Below are 20,887 nucleotides of genomic sequence, written 5' to 3' on the forward strand. Positions count from 1 at the left end.
TCGGGCGAAACAGCCGCCCGCAGGGCAAAGAACCTGCGTCAGCAACAAGTACCTCACCGTCAGGTGAAATCTCTGCTAGGCGGTCTAGCCGCAAAAGGCAAAAATGCCCCCCCCCCCGCGCCCCCGGCGGAAAAAGTGACAACCGCTAGATCAGACTGTGTGGAAATCCGCACAAAACCAGACGCCACCATCACCATCAGAAAAATAACCAATTAATAAATAAAGATATTTCCACAGTTCCAGTTCTGGCCCAGCCTTTGCCTAAGTCAAAACGACAGGGAGATATCCTCCGTAAACCAAAAAGAGAACAAGATGAAACAAGCAACAGGCCGGCTGTTTTCCAGCCTCTACTTTCAGGTGCTGCTCGCCATCACCATCGGTATCACGCTCGGACACTTTTATCCGGAAACCGGCACGGCGATGCAGCCGCTCGGCACCGGGTTTATCAAACTGATTAAGATGATTATCGCGCCCATCATCTTCTGTACTGTGGTGATAGGCATCGCCGGCATGGAAGATATGAAACGGGTTGGTAAAACCGGCGGTTATGCCCTGCTGTACTTTGAGATTGTCTCGACTGTGGCGCTGGTGATTGGTCTGGTGGTAATTAATCTGGTGCAGCCAGGCGTTGGTATGCACATCGACCCGGCGAGTCTCGATCAGCAATCGATCAGTAAATACACAGCCCCCGGCCAGATGCAGACAGTCACTGATTTCCTGCTGAATATCATTCCAACCAGCGTGTTTGACGCCTTTGCCCGCGGTGACATGTTGCAGGTACTGTTCTTCTCTATCCTGTTTGGTTTTGCGCTGCAGCGTCTCGGCGGCCGGCAGAACATCCTGTTCACTTATATCGAAAAAAGCTCTGAGCTGCTGTTTGCTATCGTGCATATGCTGATGAAAGTTGCGCCTATTGGTGCTTTTGGCGCCATGGCCTTTACCATCGGTAAATACGGCATCGGTACGTTGTGGTCGCTGGCCGGCCTGATGGCCACGTTCTATGCCACTTGCCTGCTGTTTATTTTTATCGTGTTGGGAGCTATTGCGCGCTACCACGGCTTTTCTATCACTAAATTTATCCGTTATATCCGCGAAGAACTGCTGATTGTGCTCGGTACTTCATCGAGCGAATCGGTGCTGCCACGGATGATGACCAAACTGGAAAAACTGGGCGCAGCCAAGTCGACAGTCGGTTTGGTGATCCCAACTGGCTATTCATTTAACTTGGACGGCACGGCGATTTACCTGACAATGGCGGCAGTATTTATTGCCCAGGCCACAGACACTCCGATGGACTTAACCCAACAATTGACGCTGCTGGCCGTGTTATTGGTCACGTCAAAAGGCGCCGCCGGTGTGACCGGTAGCGGTTTTATCGTGCTTGCGGCGACGCTGGCATCAGTCGGTTCAGTGCCGGTTGCCGGCATTGCCCTGATCCTTGGCATCGACCGCTTTATGTCAGAAGCCCGCGCTCTGACTAACCTGATTGGCAATGGCGTCGCGACTTTGGTCGTCGCCAAATGGTGTGGCGAACTGAATACTGACACCCTCAACCGCGAGTTGGCGCAGGGACCAGCTGCCACGCCAGTGGCCATCAGTAACACGGAGACGCAACATGCATAAACCACTATTGCTGACTGTTGCCGGCTTGGTTGCAGGCGTGGCGTCACCGCTTCAGGCGAATGATTTTAATTGGGATTTTTACGGCAAACTCGACGTACAGGCGCTCTATGCCGACGCCAATCTGCTGCGTTACGCCGACGAAGGCTGGCAAATCGAAGCGCCGTTCAGCCGGCTCGGATTCAAAGCTGATCAGGCTTTAACTGACGATTTGAAGCTAATTGCCGTCTACGAATGGCAGGTCAATGGTCTGGACGACAGCAATAAAGGCCATCGATTTGGCAGCCGCAATACCTACATCGGTCTTGCCAGCAACAGCTATGGCGAACTGATTTTTGGCAAAAACGATAGCAAGTTTAAAAAGTCCGAAGGCAAAATCGACTTATTTAACGAGACCTTAGCCGACATGGCGCAGCTGGCACCTGGTCAGGACCGGCTGGAAAACATCGTCAGTTATCAAAGCCCAAAACTGGGGTTATGGCAATGGAGCGCGACCTATCAGACCGGTGCCAGTGACGAAACGGCTGGTGGTTATGACTGGAGCCTCAGTTACGGTGACGCCGCTTTTAAGCAAGCGCCTTATTATCTGGCTTATGCCCGCGCCAATGAACTGAATAACATCAGTGCAGACCGCCTGCTGGCGCACGCCCTGCTACATGAATCGACGCTTGGCACTTTGTCCGGCGGCCTGATGTGGCAGCATAGTGAGCATCAGACTAAACCGCTAAAAGGCAATGCCTGGCTGGCAGAACTGCAGTTAAAACGCGATACCATCGCCTACAAACTGCAATTTATGCAGGACCACAGCCGCACCCGCCATAGCGAAGAAGGCTATAGCTGGTCAGTTGGCGCCGACTACAGCCTCAGCAAAGACCTGACTGCTTATCTGATTGGCACCCAACTGAAGCTTGAAACCCAGCACGACAGCGCCGCCGCTGTTGGTATCAAGTGGGTGTTTTAACAAATCTACTAGGCGCGGCAACCCTGCAGCGCCTGCTTTTTGCTGGTTGCACTTCTTGTGAATCGTCCCTTTTGTGACGCCGCTTTTGCAATCTGAGTTTTTCTTCAGGCTGGCACGAAAAAAACGCCGGGCGTTCAGCCCGGGTTTAAATTTCCAATGCTTAACTGCGGTCATCCTGTTACCATTTTGCAACTTTTACCGATAAAGGAAATTTACATGAACCCGACCTTGCACAAAATCGCACTGGTACTGCCGCTGATCGTATTAGCCGGTTGTACCGCTACAGAATCTGCCCGCACCATCGAAGCACCAAAAGTCAACGCCGCCTACCAGTCTTATCAGGGTCAAAAAAGCAAACTGGTGGTTGGTAAATTCCAAAACCGTTCTAACTTCCAAAATGGCATTTTTAATGCCGAAACCGACCAGCTCGGCTCACAAGCCAAAACCATTCTGATGACGCATTTACAACAAACCAATCGTTTTATCGTGATGGACCGCGCCAATATGGCCGAGCTGTCGCAAGAAGCGCAGTTTGCCGGTGCCAAGCAAAATGTGATCGGCGCGAAATATGTGGTGACGGGTGATGTCACCGAATTTGGCCGCAAACAAACCGGCGACAAACAACTGTTTGGTCTGCTCGGTAAAGGCAAAGAACAAATCGCATACGCCAAAGTGGCGTTAAACATTGTCGATGTGGAAACCTCAGCAGTTGTTTACTCCGCGATGGGTGCCGGTGAGTACAGTCTGTCGAATCGTGAAGTGGTTGGGTTTGGCGGTACTGCCAGTTATGACGCGACGTTAAATGGCAAAGTATTAGATCTGGCCTTACGTGAAGCGGTCAACAACCTCGTCAACGGCATCAATAACAATCAATGGCAACCGCAGTGAGACTTTCCGGCATGGGCGCACACAAACTGTTGCCTATCACAGGAGCGTCTAAGACTCTGTTGATCGCCGCGATAACCATCGCGACCTTGGCAGGCTGCCAGTCGACAAAGCCGCTGTATCACTACGGTTCTTACCAAGATAATGTGTATGAACACTTCAAAAATGAAGATGCGGCCGTTACTGAACAAATCGAGGCGTTGGAAAAAACCATCCGCGATAGTAACCGCAACAAGTTACAGGTAGGCCCCGGCATTTATGCCCATCTCGGTTACCTGTATCTGCAAAGTGGCCAGCGTGATACCGGTCTTGGCTATCTGCAAAAAGAAAAGCAGCTCTACCCGGAGTCGGCGAAATTCATCGACTTTTTACTGAAAAATGCCAAAGCAGGTCAATCATGAGCATGCTCAAACCCTTGGTGACGCTGGCACTGTTATCGACGTTGGCCGGCTGTGCCTCGACCCAAGGCCCGATGGATTACAGCGCGTTTAAAAAGAGTAATCCAAAGTCGATTCTGGTATTGCCACCGACCAACCATACCACTGAAGTGATCGCGCCTTATGGTGTGCTGGCGAACGTTACGGTGCCGCTGGCGGAAGCCGGTTATTATGTGTTTCCGGTGGCGCTGGTCGATGAAACCTTTAAAAACAATGGCCTGACTGTTGCCGAAGATATTCACGCCGTCTCGCCAAAAAAGTTAAATGACATCTTTGGCGCTGATGCGGTGTTGTATCTCGAAATTGAAGAATACGGCACTTCGTATGCCGTGCTGTCCAGCGATACCGTGGTGGTGGTCAAAGCACGGTTAACTGACAGCAGAACCAATGAAATTCTCTGGCAAGGTAAAGCCAGTGCCGCCAGCAGCGAGCAAAACAATGGCAACGGCGGTGGTATTGTCGGCATGTTAGTCGAAGCCGCGGTCACGCAGATTATGGAAACTGCGCTCGATACCGGCTTTGAAATTGCGGCCATAGCGTCAAACCGGTTGTTATCGCCGGAAGCACACAATGGTTTGTTATACGGCCCGCGCTCACCGAAATATGGCAAAGACAAACCAGTGAAATAACCAGGTTTATTCGTGTAAATGATGAAAAAGCCCCCGTTTTGACGAGGGCTTTTTGTTAGTACTGCGCTACGTTGTGCTGCCTTTGCTGCTCCAGCTGTAACGCTTTTTGCAGCGCCTGCGCTGCCGGTACTTTGACATCCGGCATCACGCCGCGTTGTTCAAAGTTATCGCCACTTTTTGGAAATACCGGCCTCGCCAGAGGAATGCGCACAAATAACCAGTCTGTCACCGCCATCGCGCCAGTGTAATGCGCAAGACCTGCGCTGGTTTCGCCAATGACTGTGGCGCGGCCCTGCTGCTGTAAGGCGTAACTGAAAAACTCAGCAGCACTGGCCTGATTGGCGGATTGCAATACATACAACGGCATTTGCAGCTGTTTTTGCAGTAACACTTTCGCCCTGACTTCTTCGGGTTGATCGGTATTTCGGCCTTCCAGCTGCCATAACAAGGTTTCCGCCGGTACAAAATGGCTGAGCAGAAAACGCACCAATTCCGGCGAACCACCGGCACTTTCGCGCAAATCGATGATCAGTGCACTGCTTCGACTTAAAAACTGCAGCGCCTGAGTGGCCACATCAAACGCTTCGTCGGCCTGGACAAACTTATTCAGTTTCAGATAACCAATATTGCCGGGCAGGATACTGAGCTGTTCAAAGGCAAAGTTGTTGCGGCGTTTCTCATCGCTTTCGTGGCGGATATAGGTGACTTCACCATAGCGCTCGGTCAGTTCCAGCCCGAGATGACCGTCTTTGCCAACGGCACGCAGCCAATCCCCCACCTCATCGACTAACTGGGCTTTGCTGTGCAGATGGTTAAACCTACCGTCGGCTTCAGCTTTTAGCAGCGCAGCAGACAGCTGCGCCGCCATCTCTGGCAACACATAATGCTGGGCTAACACGCTAGCCAGCTGCGTCAGCGCGGTTTTGCGCTCAAATGCAGTGAGCTCTTGCTGCGCTGGAGCAGACTTATCCGGAACAGCCGTTTGCGCGGCCGCCGGCAGACCAATGGCTTGCAGCAGAATAATCAGCAACAAGGCGAGCAGGACCAGCAAACGCCAGCGGCTTTTCACCGACGTTTTTTGTTTGAAATTTGACATAAATACCTCTATTGATTGGAAAAATTTAAGTTTTCAAATGCAATAGAGAAAATCAGTGATAGAGCTGACTTTTACAGCAGAGATTCGCATCACGCCAAAGCCCAAGGCGAAAACTACGCCTGGGGCCAGCGCGGATAAACCAGGCCAGTACCAGCACCACCGGCAGCAACAATACCAGCAGGCGCAGCAACAGCAGCACAGGTTCAGCGATGAGCACATACAGCGGTTGTTGTTTTGGATGTAAAAATAACTGCGGGCTGCTGCGTTCGCTTTGCGCCTGCAGCAACATGGGCTCCGCCTGATCAGGTGCGCTTTGCCACATAGTCGCAACAGCAGATGGCGCTGGCGACGCAGCGACGCTTGGCAACCCAACGACAAAAGCCAGCAACCACACCAGCGACAATGCACAAAGCAGCACGACCCATTGCCGGCGGTAGCCGACCGCTATACGAGCGTCGTCAGAAGGTGGGCTGTGAGAAAGGGTCATTCGCAACTGATCTGGCAAAAGGTGAATTGTCGATTTGGGGGGCCCGACTGCAGTTTACAAGAGGGCTTAAAAGTTGTTTGACTCGAGGTTGATCTGCAATTGCGGCCACAGCTGCAACCAGCGCTTCGCTGCGACGCGCTCAGCAAAAACCTCAGGCCGTGGGAAATCCGGATTAATCGCCACTTGCAGCGACCAGTTCAGTGCGAGGCCAAACGGGGCAAAAAACGCCAGGCTGTCGTCGTCCAACAACCGCACGCCGACGCAAGTTGGCAGCTCCACCCAGCGCCGGACGCCGTCGCCACAGTGCTGATACGGCGAATGACCATGTTTGAGATGCATCCGCGCCTGATTGCGCACTTCAAAACACTGGCCGCGAAATTGCGCTGCTAACTGTTGCTCCAGCTGCGTTTCGCGCGCGGTGCTCAGTTCTGCCGGGTCAAAAAATACCAGATCAATGTCATTCAGCGGCGTTTGCGGCAACTGATGCACCGCATCCCAAATCGCGTTTCTTAAAAAGCCGGCCGCCAGATACCAGTCCGGTAACTGCTGCGCCCGCACGGCACGAAGACAAGCCATCCGCCAGGGATCCGCTTGCAGCAACGCTGCGGTCTTTGTTTGCCACTCGTCCATATGGATCCTTTTGCTGTTCGTTGTGGTGAAGCTTGCCAGTTCTCTGGTCTGAGGTCGACCTTTACTATTTCAGCTGCGCTGAAAAAACCAAATCGTTGGTTTGTGGTTTTGGGCCAGTTGCGGACATTTTTAATCGTCATGTACGGCGTGTGACGCCCAGCGGGCGTTGCTTGCGCGTACCTACTCACTAATTGGGATCGTAGGTACGGTCAGCGAAGCGCCACCGTACATAACATATTTGGATTGTCCGCAACTCGCTGATTGCAAACATCAATCCAGAGCTGGCCCACAACCTCCGGTCTCATTTACACTTTTTATTGCGAATAATTCTCATTTGATCTAATAATGCAAATAGGAATTAGTCGCAACAAAGAGAGTAATAGAAGACATGTCGAAAAAAAATCTGCTGCTGGCGCTGTGCTGTGCATTGCCATTGACTGCTGCGAAGGCGCATGTGCCTTATCTGGCCCCCGCTAGTTTTGAACCTGTGCGTGGCTGGGTCAGCTTAGAAGCGGCGTTCGCCGAGCAGTTTTTTCTGCCGGAAGCCAAATTTGATCAAAGTGAATTTCAGGTGACTGGGCCAGATGGCGTTGTGCGCGCGCCGAAAGAGCTGGTGGCCGTTAAAAGCCGCACTGTGCTGGATGACGAACTAAAAACCGATGGCACCTACAAATACAGCACGGGTCAGCGCTTTGGCGCTGTGTTTCATAGCTATGTGCTGAACGGTAAAACCGAAAACAGCCGGGAGCCGAATTTTGTCCTGCCTAAAGGCGCCACACTGAAAGCACATTTTCAGAGTGTGACCCGCGCCGAAACTTATATCAGCAAAGGCAAACCGGATCTGCCGGCGCTTAAAGCCAGCGGCAAAGGCCTCGAACTGCAGTTTGTCAGCCACCCGAATGACCTGTACGCCGGCCAGCCTGTCAACGGCTTGTTGTTGCTCGACGGCAAACCGCTGGCCAATGGCACGCTGGAATTACACCGCGCCGCCAGCGCTCAGGCCAGTCAGGACAAAACTGCCCCGTTGCCAGTCAGCACCAACGCCAACGGCGAATTCACGCTGACGCCGCCGCAAGCCGGCACTTATCTGTTGTTGGCCCGCCATCGCGCTGCTGCACCACAAGGCGCTAAAGCACCGCTTTATAGCTACACCAGCACGGCCGTATTTGAAGCGGCGGAATGAAATCCACAGTCCTATCAAGGCGATATCAGGAGAACCCTATGATGATGCAACCCAAAACTATCCGGCATTTTTTACTGTTGAGCAGCCTGTATTTACTCGGACAGCCCGCCACAGCGCAGCAGACCAACAGCAGCCAGCCTGAGCGCGCCCATCAGCCGACGCTGCAGGCGAAAATCGATTTCATTGCGGAGTTTGACCAAAACAACGACGGCCAGGTCAGCCACACCGAGTTTTTCAGTAGCCGCCAGCAACGACTGGCCGCGATGGATCTGCAACACAACGCCCAGATCGACGTCGCCGGCTATCAGGCTGAATACGCCGACCGACTGGACCAACGCCTGGCTGCGGACCGCAAAGGCCAGCTGAAACAAACCGAAGTGCGCTTTGCCGCAGTCGACAAAAATCAGGATGGTCGCATCAGCCCGGCGGAATACCAGGCCTCAGGTCAGAGTGCCTTCGTTTTTATCGACAGCAACAAAGACGGCCTGATCAGCAAAGCTGATCCGGCGCCGGCCCGTCGCGGCCAAAACGCTGGCGCTGCACAACCGCAACGTCGGCCGGCGCTGGTGATGCCGACGACCCACAGCGTCAGCGGGATGCTCGCTATGTATGACGTTGACCACAACGGCGAAGTGTCGGCGGCTGAATATCTGCAAATCCGCCAGCAAGCTTTTGCCCGCACCGATACGGACCAAAACGGCGATTTGTCACCGGCCGAATATATGCAGGAATTTACCGACCGCGTCGACCAGCAAATCGCCAAAACCCGCAGCGCGCAGCTGAAACAGGCCGAAGTCCGCTTCAAAGCACTGGATAAAGACGCCAACGGTATTTTAAGTGCCGCCGAATATCATCAATCCGGCCAACGTATGTTCAGCCGCTGGGATACCGATCACAACCGGCTGGTCAGCCGCGCAGAAGCCTTGCCTGTGACTGAGACCGCGCAAGTGCCGGTTGAACCGGCAAAACCCAAACCAGCAACACGGACGGCGCCCTGAGATGAAAGCCATTTACGGCCTGCTGTTATTGTGGACTGGCCTGGTCCGCGCCAGCACGCTGACATTACCGGGCCCGTTGCCACTAGAGCTGGAGATCAGCGACATCGACCACGCGCAGCACCAGCAACTGCAACAATCTTTGACGCAATATCTGCAACAGCAGTGGCCATTATTAACCGATGAGCAGTATTGGCCTCTGGCCGAAGCCTTTGCCCAAAGGGGTCAGTGGCCGGCGCACGCCGCGTTATTGCAACAGGCCTGGCAGCAATGTGAAGCCTGGTGGCAGCAACAACGCAGCTATCACTGCCGTTTTGGTGCCGCCAGAAAATTATGGCAACAACAAAATGCCGCTGAACTGCCGGACCGGGTACAGCTGCGTCACAGCGCGCGCCAACTCCTCCAGCAAAGCGGCGCAGACATCCGGCTGTTACCTGATCTGCAGGCCTTTGCCAGCGCCGTGTTACTGGACAATGTGCTGGCCAAAGTGCGCACTGAGTGGCCACAAGCCAGCTTGCGGCTGCGCTTTGGCGACTGGCAGGCGCAGCTCGGTGCGCAGGCGGCGGACGTGGCGGCTTTTGGTCAACCGGACACAAATCCGTTAACCGCCATCCGGTTAAAACAGCAGGTGTTACTGCAGGCGAACGCATCGCAGCGCAGCCATGCAGACATCGTCTGGTACCCGGCAGAAGCCTGGCCGGTGCAGTACGGGGCTGCTGTTGCAGTCTCCAGTCAGAGTTTCAGCCGCGCCTGGTTGCTGGCGCAGGCGCTGGTGTCCGCCAGCCCAACGCAGCGCAGACAATGGCTGGCGCAGGAAGGTGATGGAAACCGCGACGCAGCGCTGTGGCGCGAATGGCAACAAGATCCGGCAGTAACAACCAGGTTTCAGGCGTCAGCAGGCTGGTATCAACAGTTGCAGGCCGCTGCAGCCTATCAGCAACCGCAGCAAATACAGCTGCAACTGGAATTACCACAGCAGGGCAGCACGGCGAAACGGCCTTATGTCAGTGTCTGGCTCAGTCAGCACGGACAGTGGCAGACACAGCTGGTGTTGCTCGGCGAGCAACCGCGTTGGTATGCCGAACTGCGCAGTTGGTGGCGTCAGGCCGGCAGCAGCCACAACTTTGACCAGCTGGCCGGTGCTACGCGCAAATCAGGTTTGCACCAGTTTCACTGGGACGCCCGGCTGGCTGACGGCAGGCCCTTGCCTGCAGGAGATTACATGTTGCATCTGGAAGCGGCGCGTGAAGGTGGCGGCCGTGAGCAATTGAAGTTGCCGTTGCACTGGCCACTGCAACAACCATTACTGCGGCAGGGTCAGCGGGAACTGGGGCAGATCCGGGTCGAAGCCCGCCGCGCTGACCAGCCAATAGCCAGAGCCAGCCCTTCCGGCTAACACACGCAGAAACTCCGAAACTCCGATGAAGAACCGGCACTGCCCTCTGGCAAGGCCCGGCTGAATGCAGCCTAAAAACACCAAATTCAGAAATAAACATTTGATTTATAAGGAACCTAACATGTCACCTCGTTATTCATTATTGATGCTGGCGCTCAGTCCGGCCCTGTTCGCGCCACTGGCCCGTGCGGCGGATGTGACAACCGCCAAAACGCTGGAGGCGGTAGAAGTCAAAGCCACCGCACTCAACACCAGCCCGCAATTGGCCCAAAAACAGCTCAGTAGCAAAGACATCGAAACGCAGCAGATCAGCAATCTGTCAGATTTAGTCCGGATGGTACCTGGGGTGAATCTGACTGATATCGGCCGCTTTGGCTCCAGCGGTTTTAACATCCGTGGTGTCGAAGGGGACAGAGTCAAAATTGCCGTCGATGGTCTGGCGCTCGGTGAAACTATGGATCCGGACAGCCACGCCCCTTACGAATTCTTCCGCTCAGGCCTTGGCGGTATCGATCCGGATGCGTTAAAGCAAGTCACTATCCTCAAAGGCGCTGACGCCATCAGCGCTGGTAGCGGTGCTTTAGGTGGCGCCGTGCTGTTTCAAACCAAAGATCCGGCGGACTTTCTCAGTGCCAGCGGCGACGACGGCGCGCTGAAATTAAAAAGCCAGTACAGCGGCAACAACAGTGAATGGCTGCAGAGCCTGACCGCTGCCGCCCGCACCGGCCGGCTGGAAAGTCTGATTGTGCTGACCCGGCGCGATGCTGAGGAAAGCAAAAGTTATGACAGCCATAGCAGTGTCACAGGCCCGGGCACTACCAGCGCCGACCCGCAAAGCGCACAAAGCCAAAACCTGCTGCTGAAACTGCAATACAGCTTGTTGCCGGATCATAAAATCGGCTACAGCCTCGACAGTTACCAGTCCGACAGCACGTTGCAGAACCTGTCCCGGCAAGACCAGACCTACTTAAGCCGCCTCGGTCTTGATGACAGCGAACGCGATAAACACAGCCTGCAATATGAATACCTGGCGGGCCTCGCGTGGTTTGACAGTATGCAGCTGAAATTTGACCATCAGAACAGCCGCAACCACGGCCTGACCCGGATGACGGTGACAGCAACCTGCCCGCAGAACATCTCGCCTTGTATCCGTGAAGAAGACCGTGATTTTCGCCAGAAATTAACCCAGTGGACCGCCGCTTTTGATAAAGAGCTCAGCAATGACCAGCTGCTGCAACAATGGACTTATGGTCTGCAGGCACAAAACAAAACCGTCAGCTCAGTCGCGATAGACCGCCGTTATGTTGGCCAGACCTCAACACTCGCCACCACCGAAGTAGACCCGGCATTTGTGCCTGTCACCGACATCCGCACGCGCTCAGTCTATGCCCGCAACAACCTGAGCCTGACCGATACAGCCTGGTCGCTGAGCCTCGGTGCGCGCTACGATCAACTGGACTATGACCCGCAGTTATCCGCCACGTATCAGGACAAAACCGGCTCGGTTAAAGCAGTCGATTTTGGCTCAGCCAGCTATCAGGCCCAGCTGCATTATCAGCTGGATGAACGTTCACGCCTGAGCCTGCAGGCCGGCCGTGGTTTCCGCGCACCCACCACTGAAGATATGTATTTACAGACCAGTACCACCACATTACAGGAAGCGGTCAGCGGCAATACCGTAACGCTGCCGACGGCACAGTCCAATCCGGCGCTAAAACCCGAGCACAGCCTGAACCTGGAACTGGCCTATCAACTGACACTGGAAAACAGCGCCCATCAACTGTCACTGTTTCGGGACAAATACACTGACATGATCCAGAGCAGTCAATTCACCCTCAATCCAACCACTGTCTATCAAAGCTGTGTACGCGGCGTCTGCAGCAAACAAAATGGCGCTGTGTACAGCATGCCGGTGAACATTGATGCGGCCGTCGTCAAAGGCGTTGAACTGGAAGGTCACTGGCAGGCGGATGCAAACTGGCGGCTGAACTGGGCAGCCACATATCAGCAAGGTGAAGAGCAAAATGGCGAACCTCTGCTCAGTGTGATGCCGTGGAGTGCCGTGCTCGGTATCGGTTATCAGCTCAATGATGATGTGCGGCTACTGCTGAACAACCGTTATCAGGCGGCGAAACAGACATCAGATGCCTGGTCCTACAACAGCAGTGGCGCGCAGAGTGCAGCAACACCTTTTTTAAGTAACTCGGCGCTCATTAGCGATCTGGCCCTGCAATGGCAATTACACGACCAGCTGGCGCTGACCGCAGGTGTATTTAACCTGCTGAACAAAGAGTACTACCGCTGGGAACGGCTGCAATATGTCACCCAATCGGTCGGCGCTGTGCGGGGTGGTGTCAGTGGCGACGGCATCCGGCGTTATCTGGAATCCGGTCGTTATGGCAAAATCAGCCTGACACTGAGCTTCTGATCTGCGTATCTGTGAGCGGGCAGTAGTCAGACGACTCTGCCCTATGCCCTGCCACGTTTGTCATCCGCTTGCATGAAGCGCTGCACTCACCTGCCGGAGCAGTGCCTGATGACCATCACTCAGGATGCTACTGTTTACCTGCTGTAAGTAGCCACGCGCTTTGGCCGGTGCTTGCAGCGCCAGATACAACTCGCTAAGCCGCAGACAGTGAATGGACTGCTGCAAATCATCAATGCCGGGTCGCATATAAGGCAATGATTTTTCGTAGTAATCCACAGCCAGTCCAAGCTGCCCCTGCAGCTGATAGGTTCGTGCCAGATTGCCGTGTGCGACAATAATGTCATGATGACGTTGACTCGGCAGGATCGCATCCAGCGCCAGTTTACGATAGTAGGCTGCATCGTCGAGTTGCTGAAAAGCATGCCGAATCAAAGCCTTATTGCTGTTTAATTCAAAAATAAACGCCGGGTTGAGAATTTTTGAAAAACGCTGCTCTGCCTGCAATAGTAGCTGCCAGGCCTTATCATAATGACCGGCGACCGCTTGCAGATTAGCTAGTTCCAGCACCCGCATCGGATCAGCAAATGCCTGATAAATCGCGTCGAGTTGCCGGCTCGCCAGCTCAGTGTAATAGGCGGTCTGGGCCTCATCACCACGAGAAATCGCTACCTTAGCCTGATAAAAATACAGCTGCGTTCTGAATGCCTGCGGGGCATCGTTGATTTTCAGCAGCTGATTGCTTTCATCATACAACTGGCGGAACTGATGATTGACGTACATATAATCCAGCCGATACGACTGCAGCTTAAACCACTGCAAAGTCTGCAGCTGTGTCTGCTCCAGTGCTTGTTGCAGAAATATGGCACAAGGCGTGGCCGGTTGCTGCAGGCAAAACTCTTCATGGTCACTCAGATGCTCAGCCGCTTGTGCGGCTATCAGCAGGCCAGCACACAACAGCGTAATGGGGATATGGCGTGATTTCATCAGTCTGGTTGTACCTCAGACAGCGGACAGCGTCAATCAGCGTCGCATTGCACTAACGGCGTTGTCGCCGTTAGCTGCTGCTGCAGGCGTTGATAGAGTGGCTGATAACTGGCTTCCAACAGATGCGGATCGACCTGACGCAAGCGCTGACGGGCGCCGGCAAGGTCCTGCAACTGGCAATGTAATTGACTGAGGCGCAATAAACGCATTTGCCGGCGTACATCGTCAGCTCCGGGTTGCATCAGGCGCAACGACTGCTGATAGTACTGCAGTGCCAGACCATATTGCCCGAGCAGTTGGTAGGTTCGCCCCAGGTTGCCATAAGCGACCGTGATCTTACCGGTCTCCCCTGTTGGTTGAATGACATCCAGCGCCAGTTTGCGAGAATAAGCAGCGTCAGCCAGCCGGCCATTCGCCTGCTGTACCAGCGCTTTATTGGTGTGCAGTTCAAAGGCAAAAATTGGGTCTTTGCTTTTTCCATAACGGCTATCGGCAAGCATCAGCAGTTTCCAGGCTTGCGCCTGTTCGCCCATCACTGAATGCAGATTGGCCAGCTCGAGCAGCCGCAACGGGTCGGCAAAAGACTGAAACTGCTGTTCCAAATCGTTGGCTGCTAAATCAGCATAATGTAGCGCCTGAATGCGCTGGCCTTTGCCGTGCAGAATTTTCGCCTGATAAAAATACAATTGGGTACGAAATATCGCTGGCACATCCTCCAGCTGCAACAATTGCGAGGTTTGCTGCGCCAGCGCCTCGTACAAATGTTTATCGAAGAAGAAATCGAGTTGAACGGATTTCAGCTGATACCAGCGCACCGAAAAAGGTTCCGCCTGCGCCAAGCCTTGTTGGATCAGATCAAGGCAGGCCGTAGCGGGCTCCTGCCGGCAAAAAACTTCATGATCGCTCAGGTGTTCCGCCGCCTTCACACCCAGAGGCAAGCACCACATCAAGCAACAGCACCACAAGCCGATTCTATACATGCACAACTACTAAACAACTTTTTCGGTTGTTGTACCCCGTCGTTGTAGTCTGGTCAATCCTTGCCTTGATCTCTTTGCTGCAAACGACAAAAGAAGGCATTCGTAACTTTCTTTAACTTTCTTTTTGTAAACAACCTGTTTATCTTATGCAAATCACCTGACCTTCCTCAGCGGAGTACTGATGTCTGTTTTACGTGTTTTGCTATTAGGCGCCGGCATATGCCTGCTCTGGCTGTTTTGGCAGTCCTCTCCTGAACCGCGCAAAGATACAACCAGTGCCACAGAAATGTCTCAACCGATGATGACGCCGGTGTCTGCCCCATCGCCACAGCCGCCGCCATCAACAAAACATCGCGCTGACGTTGGTGCAACCAGCACGACTGTACCTGTGCCTGTGCCCGCCGATTTTGTCCGGCTGGACGGGGATGAGCTCATCCTGGCACTGGACGCGATGGGTCAGCTCAATGACGCCGGCCGCATCGACTTTTTTGCCCGGCAATTGCGGGCAGAACCTCGCAGCGATCTATCGCTGCAGGCAGAACAACAGTTAACCGAATTGCTGCAAAACAAAGTACAGATTTTTCGCCAGTCCGCACTCAGCCGCATCGACTGCGGTGAGTTTTTTTGCCTGGTTGTTGCCCCGGTGCCGCAGCAAGATGCGTTATTTAACGAGTTTCAGCGGCATAGTAAAACACTGAGCTTTGGCTCCGGTGGTTTTTATAACTTCGAAAGCAACGGCGAGCTGTACAACGGCCTGGTGCTTAGTCTGAAAGAAAATACGTCCTTGCAATAAACTGTTTCACTGCGTTTGCGCCGCGCATCGATCGGCCCAGTCCAACGCGGCTGCCGCAGGTGCAAACACCACTTCACCGGCCGGTTGCAGCAGCTGCAGCAATTGACTGGCTTTCTCAGCTGGTTGACTGTTCGCACTGATAATCCGGCTGAACTGCTGTTGCTGTGCGAGCAGTCGTTTCAGCTCAGGCGAGCCTGTGGCAATAGGCGACAACAGCTGTTGCTGCTGCGTAAAAGCGCGTTGCCACACAGACCAGTCGGTCGGCAACTGACAGGCTGGGGCTGCCGCAAAACTCTGCTGTAACGCCAACAGCACCGGCGGTTCCAGCAGCAAGGCATCGGCAAGCTGATTTAATGGTTCATCCAGATGATAACGGCCTGCAGCCGTTTTTAAATGATGGCGTCCGTAATAATGCAGCGGTTGCAGGTATTGGCTGAAGTCCTGCAGTGCCTGAAACTGTGCCGGAGTCAGCGCGGTAGATCCACCTGTCAACACACGAGTCGCCCATTGCTGCAAACTGGCCTGCGCCTGCTGCCGGTGCAACAAGCCAATTTGCAGGGCATAATCGTCCATTTGCTGCAGACGGCTTGGTAAAGTTGCAATATGCTGCGATCCAGCAGGCGACCAGAAGCGCTCAGCTACGACAAACAGCCGTGGCCATAATTTGGTATCCAGCAAATCCGGCGACACCAGTTCAGTCCACAAAGCTGCTTCCCCCCCCCACAGCAGCTGTTGCTGGGCAGCGGTCAGCGCGGGTGTCGCGGCTAATGCCTGATAAGGCTCAGCGCGCAGTTCCAGCGGATAACTGTGATTGCCAATCAGCGCCAGCGCTTGTGCCGGCGCGCCCGACTGCAGGTTAAACCGCAGCTGCACAGGCCCGAGATAATTATCAGCATCAACCCGCACTTGCAGCGCGCCAGCGCCCGGTGTTACCAGCCAGACGCGTACCTGAGCCGGCACCACACCACGGCCCGTTGCGGCGAGACTGCCTTGCCACTGGCCGTTTTTTGTTTGATACAACCGGACCGTGCCGGTCACCGCCTTGCCGTTTAAGCGTTGCAAGTTGTAGCCAAATTGCAGCTGTTGCTTCTTGTCCGCCGGCACGGTTAAAGGTGCAGTGACCAACAGCGGATCATTTTGCCAGTGATAAGCCGCCGGCTGCGGCATATCGAGATAAAAACCTGCCGACAATAACGCCGGATGGCCGGCGCGCACGGCGGCCCCCAAAGCATCCTGGCCTTGCCAGCTTTGTACCAGCGTGGTTTGTGGCAATGCCGGATGCAGCGTTTCATCCCAGCCGATCATCCGCCGCTGTTGTTGCTGTAATAAATGTGCAAGTTGCTGATTAAAATACGCTTGCAGGGCATGGCCGTCGGCGAGCTGCTGTTGCTGCATCAGCCGCTGAATTTTACTGTTCGCCAGCCAATGGTCCGCTTTGACTTCATCGCCACCAATGTGCAGATAAGGATCGGGAAACATCTGACGCCACTCAGCCACTAACGCCTGAATAAACTGCCAGGTCGCCGCACTGCTGATATCTAATACCGGTGTGAACACGCCAAAGCGCCGCTCCGCCGGCAAAGGCTTTAATCCCTGCTGGTCCTGCACCGCATCGGGCCAGGCCAGCAATTCCGGGTAGGCCATGCCAATCGCTGACGCATGACCGGGCAAATCTAGTTCAGGCACGACACGGATACCACGGGCGGCGGCATAAGCGACAAGTTGCTGCACTTCAGCCTGGGTATAAAACTGGCCTTGGCTCGCCAATTGATGCAGTTTGGGATAGGCCTTTGATTCAATCCGCCAGCCTTGGTCATCGGTTAAATGCCAGTGCAGTACATTGAGTTTGGCCGCGGCCATGCCATCAAGGGTGCGGCGGATATCGGCCAGCGGAATAAATCGGCGCGCGCTGTCGAGTAACAGCCCGCGCCAGCGAAAACGCGGTTGATCCCGGATAGTTACTGTTGGCACTGTGCAGACGCCGGCAGTGGCACTGCTGTCGCAACGGATCAGCTGACTCAGCGCCATCAGGCCGTACAACATGCCGGTGCTGCTGGGGGCGTTTAAATTGATACGGTCTTTGTTGATCTCAAGCTGATAACTTTCATCATCGTCCGGGCCCGGCATTTGAATGGATTGGCGCACCCGGATCTGCAATTGCGCTTGTGCCGCTTCAACCTGACGGAGCTGTAATTGCGGCTGAAACTGTGCCAACAACTGCAAGGCCGCGCTTTGCGCCAACTGGCCCGGTCCTTCGACAGCAATCCCCAGTGACTTTGGTATTGGCACCAAAGTACCAGCGCCTTGCAGCTGCGCCGGCTGCGGCATCAGCACTGGTAGCTCAGCCCGCGCAGCACAACTAATCGCTAAAAAACCCAACAGCAGAAACTTAGCCCGCATGGTCACCCTCCGCCTGCTCTGACAATAACGGCATCGCCGCCAGCGCTATAATCGCGCCATGCTGCTGCACCACCGCAGCGGCTAATTGATGCCCGGCCTGGGCCGCATCAGCCAGTGCGTCAGGGGCAGTTAAAAAACTCGCTAAAAAACCGGCAGCAAAAGCATCGCCGGCCCCACTGCTGTCCACGACTTGTGGCACCTGCTGGGCGGGTATCTGCAATCTGGTGGCGCCCTGCCCGATCCAGCATGGCGCCGGACCGCATTTCAGCACGACAGTACTTACGCCGGCTTGCAATGCCGCGTCGACTAAAGCGGCTGCACCGGCGCTGGTTTTTTGCCAAATCAGCCGCTCGTCACTGTCGGTGAGCAGCGCCAGCGTACACAGTGGTAATAGCAATTGTTGCCAGCGCGACGCCGTAGTATTGGTCCACAACAGTGGCCGGAAATTGTTATCAAAAATCAGTCTGCCCCCCCGACGGACAAAGCCCGCCACAGCGCTATACAGCCGCATCCGGTCGGGCTCGGCAAGGATCGCGAGGCTGATGCCGCTGAGATACAGCGCATCCAGACTACCGTCCGCCAGCGCCTGCTCTAAATCAGTCGTTGTCCTGCCATAGGAAGTGCCAAAAGAACTGCAAAAATACTGGCGTGCCGCACTGTCGTCACGCTGATAACGGAAACTGCGCTCACCGGCCGCATCGATATCAATCCAGTACTGGCCCAGCGTTTTATCCGGATGACGGCCAGCGCGCAGCGACAACCCTTCCGCCGCTAGCGTTGCGGCCAACTGATCGCTGGCGTCATCCTGCCCTAGCATGGTGAAATACTGCACGACCAGATCGGTGGCGGTTTGTCGGCTGAACCGGTGCAAATACAACGCGGTATTCAGCGTATCGCCGCCAAAACCATAACCCAGACCATCAGCCCGGTGTTCGCGCATCACTTCACCAAAAAAACCAATTCGCATCAGCGTGCCTCCGCCTGAGTCGTGGTTGGTAATGGTGCTTCACCGGTACGGGTTGTCACCGCAGTCGCTGCTTGATCGGTCACCCGCCCGGTCGCCAGCAGCGCTAGCGCTTCACTGCGGCTGATCGCTACCGGTTTTGTCAACAGACTGCCAACGATGGCGGCGAGCAGACTCAGCACTGTCGCAGGGATCACCGGGTTACCCCAGAACGCCTGCGCGCCGGGCCACCACAATACGGCCAACGACACCAGCGGCGCCGTCAGCAAAGCAGCCAACGCGCCGGTTTTATTCAGCCGGGTCCAGCGTAAACCGAGTACAGCCACGGCAAATAAACCGGATAACACCATGCCGACCATGGTGGTGATATAGCCGATGATATTGTCCGCCAGCAAGGCAAAACCAAGCGCCAGCGCGACCACAGCTACCAGCCCCAGCCGCGATAACAACACCACTTGTTCGGGTTGTGGCAAACGACCAAACACCACTTTGTATAAGTCGCCGACCAATACCGATACGCCAGCGATCGCATCTGAACTAGCGCTGGATAAAGTCGCCGAAATACCGGCCAGTAGCACCAACACACCAAGCGCCAACGGCAAAGTATTCAGCGCCAGAAACGGGAAAGCATAAGACGGGTTATCCAACGTCGGCGCCAGTTGCAGCGCGGCCAGACCCAATACGGCAGGGATCAATGAGAAAAACAGATACAGTACGCCAGACCAGACAAAGGATTTGCGGATCGCGCTGACATCTTTGCCGGAGTAGATACGCTGGCGAAAACTCGGTGTCGCCAGCACGCCCACGGCGACCGCCACCGCCAACGACAAGCCCGGCAACCAGCTGCTGGCCTGCTCAGCGCTCTGGCGCGCGCTCAGTGCACTGGCCCCGGCCTGAATTGCGTCAAAACCACCGACTGCCACCAAGGCAAATCCGGCCATCAACACAAAGCCGCTGAACAAAATCAGCGCCTGGATCGCATCAGTCCAGACCACTGCGGTATAACCGCCAATCACCACATAAATGGCAAAACCAGCAGCAATCAATAACTTACTCTCGGTTAAACTGAGGCCGGTTAACCAGGCCAGATACATACTGCCGCCGAGAATGTGCGCGCCAAGCCAGCCAATACAGGCAATAAAAATCAGCACGCCAACGACATGGCGCACCTGTTTGTCCGCGCCGGTGTAATAACTCAGCTCTTCCGCCATCGTCAGAAAATTAAAGCGCCGCAGCGGGGCAAACCACCAGGCCAGCAACAAAATGCCGATGCCGCCGCCGAGGCCATATAACACGCCGCCCCAGCCATGCTGATAGGCATAACCAACCGCGCCCATCGACGAGCCTGTGCCCACCATAGTCGCTACCGTGGTGCCGAGCATCAGCCAGAACGGCAGCGCGCGGCCACCGAGTAAAAAGTCTTCGCCACTTTGCTGTGCATCGCCGGGCTGGCGACGCGATACCCACCAGCCGAGCGCAATCATCGCCAGCAGATAGACGGCAAAACCCGCCAGAAACAGCCATTGCTGCTCTGTTTGTTGCATTGTTTGTTGCATAAAATTTCAGTCCCTGTCTAACACTGTCTAGCGGCTATCACGCTGGCGGCTCTGTGACCGCCTTGCTTTGCTGCGGGATCAACTGCCTTTGTAGCAGGTGACGTCGACTTCGACTTTGCAGTCCACCACCAGATCGGCCACGGCGCAGATGCGGGCCGGCGGATGGGCGCCAAACACTTCGCGGAACACTTTGTTGAATGAACCGAAATAACGCGGATCGGTCAGCACCACAGTGACGTGCACCACATGCTCCAGGCCGTAACCGGCTTCCTGCATGATGTCGAGACAGTTCTGGATCGCCAGCCGCGACTGTTCAACAATGCCACCTTCGACCACTTCACCATCTTTCATCGGCGTCTGGCCGGATACATACAACCAGCCGCCGGCTTCCACCGCGCGGGAAAAAGGTAAAAACTGACCACCGGTGCCGGTGCCGCCTTCAGCGCCAAATCTGCGGATCATG

The 20,887-nt window shown here is 55.0% G+C and carries 19 protein-coding genes; 10 read left to right on the forward strand and 9 right to left on the reverse strand.

What is annotated here, in order from left to right; all coding sequences use genetic code 11:
• The first annotated feature begins 312 nt into the window (after positions 1–312).
• The 5 genes from ACFFJP_RS13770 to ACFFJP_RS13790 all read left to right on the forward strand — a co-directional run bounded on the left by ACFFJP_RS13770 (position 313) and on the right by ACFFJP_RS13790 (position 4,532).
• Positions 313–1,623 (forward strand): dicarboxylate/amino acid:cation symporter, encoded by a 1,311-nt coding sequence (locus ACFFJP_RS13770; protein WP_377245032.1) that lies wholly within the window; start codon positions 313–315, stop codon positions 1,621–1,623.
• On the forward strand, positions 1,616–2,581 hold the full coding sequence (locus ACFFJP_RS13775; protein ID WP_377245035.1) for a porin: 966 nt from the start codon (positions 1,616–1,618) through the stop codon (positions 2,579–2,581). The genes ACFFJP_RS13770 and ACFFJP_RS13775 overlap by 8 nt, the downstream gene beginning before the upstream one ends.
• Before the next feature lie 216 nt (positions 2,582–2,797).
• Entirely contained in the window at positions 2,798–3,469 is a 672-nt protein-coding gene (locus tag ACFFJP_RS13780) for a CsgG/HfaB family protein (RefSeq protein WP_377245037.1), read from the forward strand.
• A 59-nt stretch (positions 3,470–3,528) separates the two neighbouring features.
• Positions 3,529–3,867 (forward strand): DUF4810 domain-containing protein, encoded by a 339-nt coding sequence (locus tag ACFFJP_RS13785; protein ID WP_377245040.1) that lies wholly within the window; start codon positions 3,529–3,531, stop codon positions 3,865–3,867.
• The gene (locus ACFFJP_RS13790; RefSeq protein ID WP_377245043.1) at positions 3,864–4,532 is read left to right on the forward strand and encodes a DUF799 domain-containing protein; all 669 of its coding nucleotides are present in this window, start codon (positions 3,864–3,866) and stop codon (positions 4,530–4,532) included. The genes ACFFJP_RS13785 and ACFFJP_RS13790 overlap by 4 nt, the downstream gene beginning before the upstream one ends.
• 55 nt (positions 4,533–4,587) lie before the next feature.
• Here the strand turns inward: ACFFJP_RS13790 and ACFFJP_RS13795 are convergent, their stop codons facing one another.
• From ACFFJP_RS13795 to ACFFJP_RS13805, 3 genes are all read right to left on the reverse strand, one after another.
• The gene (locus ACFFJP_RS13795) at positions 4,588–5,628 is read right to left on the reverse strand and encodes a S41 family peptidase (protein WP_377245046.1); all 1,041 of its coding nucleotides are present in this window, start codon (positions 5,626–5,628) and stop codon (positions 4,588–4,590) included.
• Positions 5,629–5,680: 52 nt separating this feature from the next.
• Positions 5,681–6,115 carry a hypothetical protein gene (locus ACFFJP_RS13800; RefSeq protein WP_377245050.1) on the reverse strand — a complete coding sequence of 145 codons (435 nt, stop codon included), beginning with the start codon at positions 6,113–6,115 and terminating at the stop codon, positions 5,681–5,683.
• 66 nt (positions 6,116–6,181) lie between these two features.
• Positions 6,182–6,745: a nucleotidyltransferase family protein gene (locus tag ACFFJP_RS13805; RefSeq protein WP_377245053.1), complete on the reverse strand. Its 564-nt coding sequence runs from the start codon at positions 6,743–6,745 to the stop codon at positions 6,182–6,184.
• 388 nt (positions 6,746–7,133) lie between these two features.
• Between ACFFJP_RS13805 and ACFFJP_RS13810 the strand changes: the two genes are divergently transcribed.
• The 4 genes from ACFFJP_RS13810 (at position 7,134) to ACFFJP_RS13825 (ending at position 12,747) form a co-directional block, all read left to right on the forward strand.
• The gene (locus ACFFJP_RS13810; RefSeq protein WP_377245056.1) at positions 7,134–7,928 is read left to right on the forward strand and encodes a DUF4198 domain-containing protein; all 795 of its coding nucleotides are present in this window, start codon (positions 7,134–7,136) and stop codon (positions 7,926–7,928) included.
• A 38-nt stretch (positions 7,929–7,966) separates the two neighbouring features.
• Positions 7,967–8,926, forward strand: a complete 960-nt coding sequence (locus ACFFJP_RS13815) for an EF-hand domain-containing protein (protein ID WP_377245059.1) — start codon at positions 7,967–7,969, stop codon at positions 8,924–8,926.
• A gap of 1 nt (position 8,927) precedes the next feature.
• Positions 8,928–10,319 carry a DUF2271 domain-containing protein gene (locus ACFFJP_RS13820; RefSeq protein ID WP_377245062.1) on the forward strand — a complete coding sequence of 464 codons (1,392 nt, stop codon included), beginning with the start codon at positions 8,928–8,930 and terminating at the stop codon, positions 10,317–10,319.
• A gap of 121 nt (positions 10,320–10,440) precedes the next feature.
• The gene (locus ACFFJP_RS13825; RefSeq protein ID WP_377245065.1) at positions 10,441–12,747 is read left to right on the forward strand and encodes a TonB-dependent hemoglobin/transferrin/lactoferrin family receptor; all 2,307 of its coding nucleotides are present in this window, start codon (positions 10,441–10,443) and stop codon (positions 12,745–12,747) included.
• A gap of 60 nt (positions 12,748–12,807) precedes the next feature.
• On the opposite strand, the gene ACFFJP_RS13830 is transcribed toward ACFFJP_RS13825, so the two are convergent.
• Both ACFFJP_RS13830 and ACFFJP_RS13835 read right to left on the reverse strand, forming a co-directional pair.
• Positions 12,808–13,731, reverse strand: a complete 924-nt coding sequence (locus ACFFJP_RS13830; protein WP_377245068.1) for a tetratricopeptide repeat protein — start codon at positions 13,729–13,731, stop codon at positions 12,808–12,810.
• Positions 13,732–13,763: 32 nt separating this feature from the next.
• A complete protein-coding gene (locus ACFFJP_RS13835) occupies positions 13,764–14,678 on the reverse strand; it encodes a tetratricopeptide repeat protein (protein WP_377245071.1) in 915 nt (304 codons plus the stop codon).
• A 214-nt stretch (positions 14,679–14,892) separates the two neighbouring features.
• Between ACFFJP_RS13835 and ACFFJP_RS13840 the strand changes: the two genes are divergently transcribed.
• Positions 14,893–15,504 carry a hypothetical protein gene (locus ACFFJP_RS13840; RefSeq protein ID WP_377245074.1) on the forward strand — a complete coding sequence of 204 codons (612 nt, stop codon included), beginning with the start codon at positions 14,893–14,895 and terminating at the stop codon, positions 15,502–15,504.
• Positions 15,505–15,510: 6 nt separating this feature from the next.
• Here ACFFJP_RS13840 and ACFFJP_RS13845 read toward each other — a convergent pair whose 3' ends face one another.
• The 4 genes from ACFFJP_RS13845 to ACFFJP_RS13860 all read right to left on the reverse strand — a co-directional run bounded on the left by ACFFJP_RS13845 (position 15,511) and on the right by ACFFJP_RS13860 (position 20,886).
• Complete coding sequence (locus ACFFJP_RS13845) at positions 15,511–17,904, reverse strand: beta-N-acetylhexosaminidase (protein WP_377245077.1); 2,394 nt, start codon at positions 17,902–17,904, stop codon at positions 15,511–15,513.
• Positions 17,894–18,871: a sugar kinase gene (locus tag ACFFJP_RS13850; RefSeq protein WP_377245080.1), complete on the reverse strand. Its 978-nt coding sequence runs from the start codon at positions 18,869–18,871 to the stop codon at positions 17,894–17,896. The genes ACFFJP_RS13845 and ACFFJP_RS13850 overlap by 11 nt, the downstream gene beginning before the upstream one ends.
• Positions 18,871–20,424, reverse strand: coding sequence for a sodium:solute symporter family protein (locus ACFFJP_RS13855; RefSeq protein ID WP_377245083.1), 1,554 nt, complete (start codon positions 20,422–20,424; stop codon positions 18,871–18,873). Before ACFFJP_RS13855 ends, ACFFJP_RS13850 begins: the two co-directional genes overlap by 1 nt.
• Positions 20,425–20,502: 78 nt before the next feature.
• Positions 20,503–20,886, reverse strand: coding sequence for a RidA family protein (locus ACFFJP_RS13860; RefSeq protein WP_208933140.1), 384 nt, complete (start codon positions 20,884–20,886; stop codon positions 20,503–20,505).
• Position 20,887: the final 1 nt, after the last annotated feature.

The sequence above is a fragment of the Rheinheimera tilapiae genome (genome assembly GCF_042432165.1).
Classification (GTDB): Bacteria; Pseudomonadota; Gammaproteobacteria; order Enterobacterales; family Alteromonadaceae; genus Pararheinheimera; species Pararheinheimera tilapiae.

Coding starts and splice junctions, on each gene's coding strand:
- ACFFJP_RS13770 (WP_377245032.1), top strand. CDS start 313: ATGAAACAAGCAACAGGCCGGCTGTTTTCCAGCCTCTACTTTCAGGTG.
- ACFFJP_RS13775 (WP_377245035.1), top strand. CDS start 1,616: ATGCATAAACCACTATTGCTGACTGTTGCCGGCTTGGTTGCAGGCGTG.
- ACFFJP_RS13780 (WP_377245037.1), top strand. CDS start 2,798: ATGAACCCGACCTTGCACAAAATCGCACTGGTACTGCCGCTGATCGTA.
- ACFFJP_RS13790 (WP_377245043.1), top strand. CDS start 3,864: ATGAGCATGCTCAAACCCTTGGTGACGCTGGCACTGTTATCGACGTTG.
- ACFFJP_RS13795 (WP_377245046.1), bottom strand. CDS start 5,628: ATGTCAAATTTCAAACAAAAAACGTCGGTGAAAAGCCGCTGGCGTTTG.
- ACFFJP_RS13800 (WP_377245050.1), bottom strand. CDS start 6,115: ATGACCCTTTCTCACAGCCCACCTTCTGACGACGCTCGTATAGCGGTC.
- ACFFJP_RS13805 (WP_377245053.1), bottom strand. CDS start 6,745: ATGGACGAGTGGCAAACAAAGACCGCAGCGTTGCTGCAAGCGGATCCC.
- ACFFJP_RS13810 (WP_377245056.1), top strand. CDS start 7,134: ATGTCGAAAAAAAATCTGCTGCTGGCGCTGTGCTGTGCATTGCCATTG.
- ACFFJP_RS13815 (WP_377245059.1), top strand. CDS start 7,967: ATGATGATGCAACCCAAAACTATCCGGCATTTTTTACTGTTGAGCAGC.
- ACFFJP_RS13820 (WP_377245062.1), top strand. CDS start 8,928: ATGAAAGCCATTTACGGCCTGCTGTTATTGTGGACTGGCCTGGTCCGC.
- ACFFJP_RS13825 (WP_377245065.1), top strand. CDS start 10,441: ATGTCACCTCGTTATTCATTATTGATGCTGGCGCTCAGTCCGGCCCTG.
- ACFFJP_RS13830 (WP_377245068.1), bottom strand. CDS start 13,731: ATGAAATCACGCCATATCCCCATTACGCTGTTGTGTGCTGGCCTGCTG.
- ACFFJP_RS13835 (WP_377245071.1), bottom strand. CDS start 14,678: ATGTGGTGCTTGCCTCTGGGTGTGAAGGCGGCGGAACACCTGAGCGAT.
- ACFFJP_RS13840 (WP_377245074.1), top strand. CDS start 14,893: ATGTCTGTTTTACGTGTTTTGCTATTAGGCGCCGGCATATGCCTGCTC.
- ACFFJP_RS13845 (WP_377245077.1), bottom strand. CDS start 17,904: ATGCGGGCTAAGTTTCTGCTGTTGGGTTTTTTAGCGATTAGTTGTGCT.
- ACFFJP_RS13850 (WP_377245080.1), bottom strand. CDS start 18,871: ATGCGAATTGGTTTTTTTGGTGAAGTGATGCGCGAACACCGGGCTGAT.
- ACFFJP_RS13855 (WP_377245083.1), bottom strand. CDS start 20,424: ATGCAACAAACAATGCAACAAACAGAGCAGCAATGGCTGTTTCTGGCG.
- ACFFJP_RS13860 (WP_208933140.1), bottom strand. CDS start 20,886: ATGATCCGCAGATTTGGCGCTGAAGGCGGCACCGGCACCGGTGGTCAG.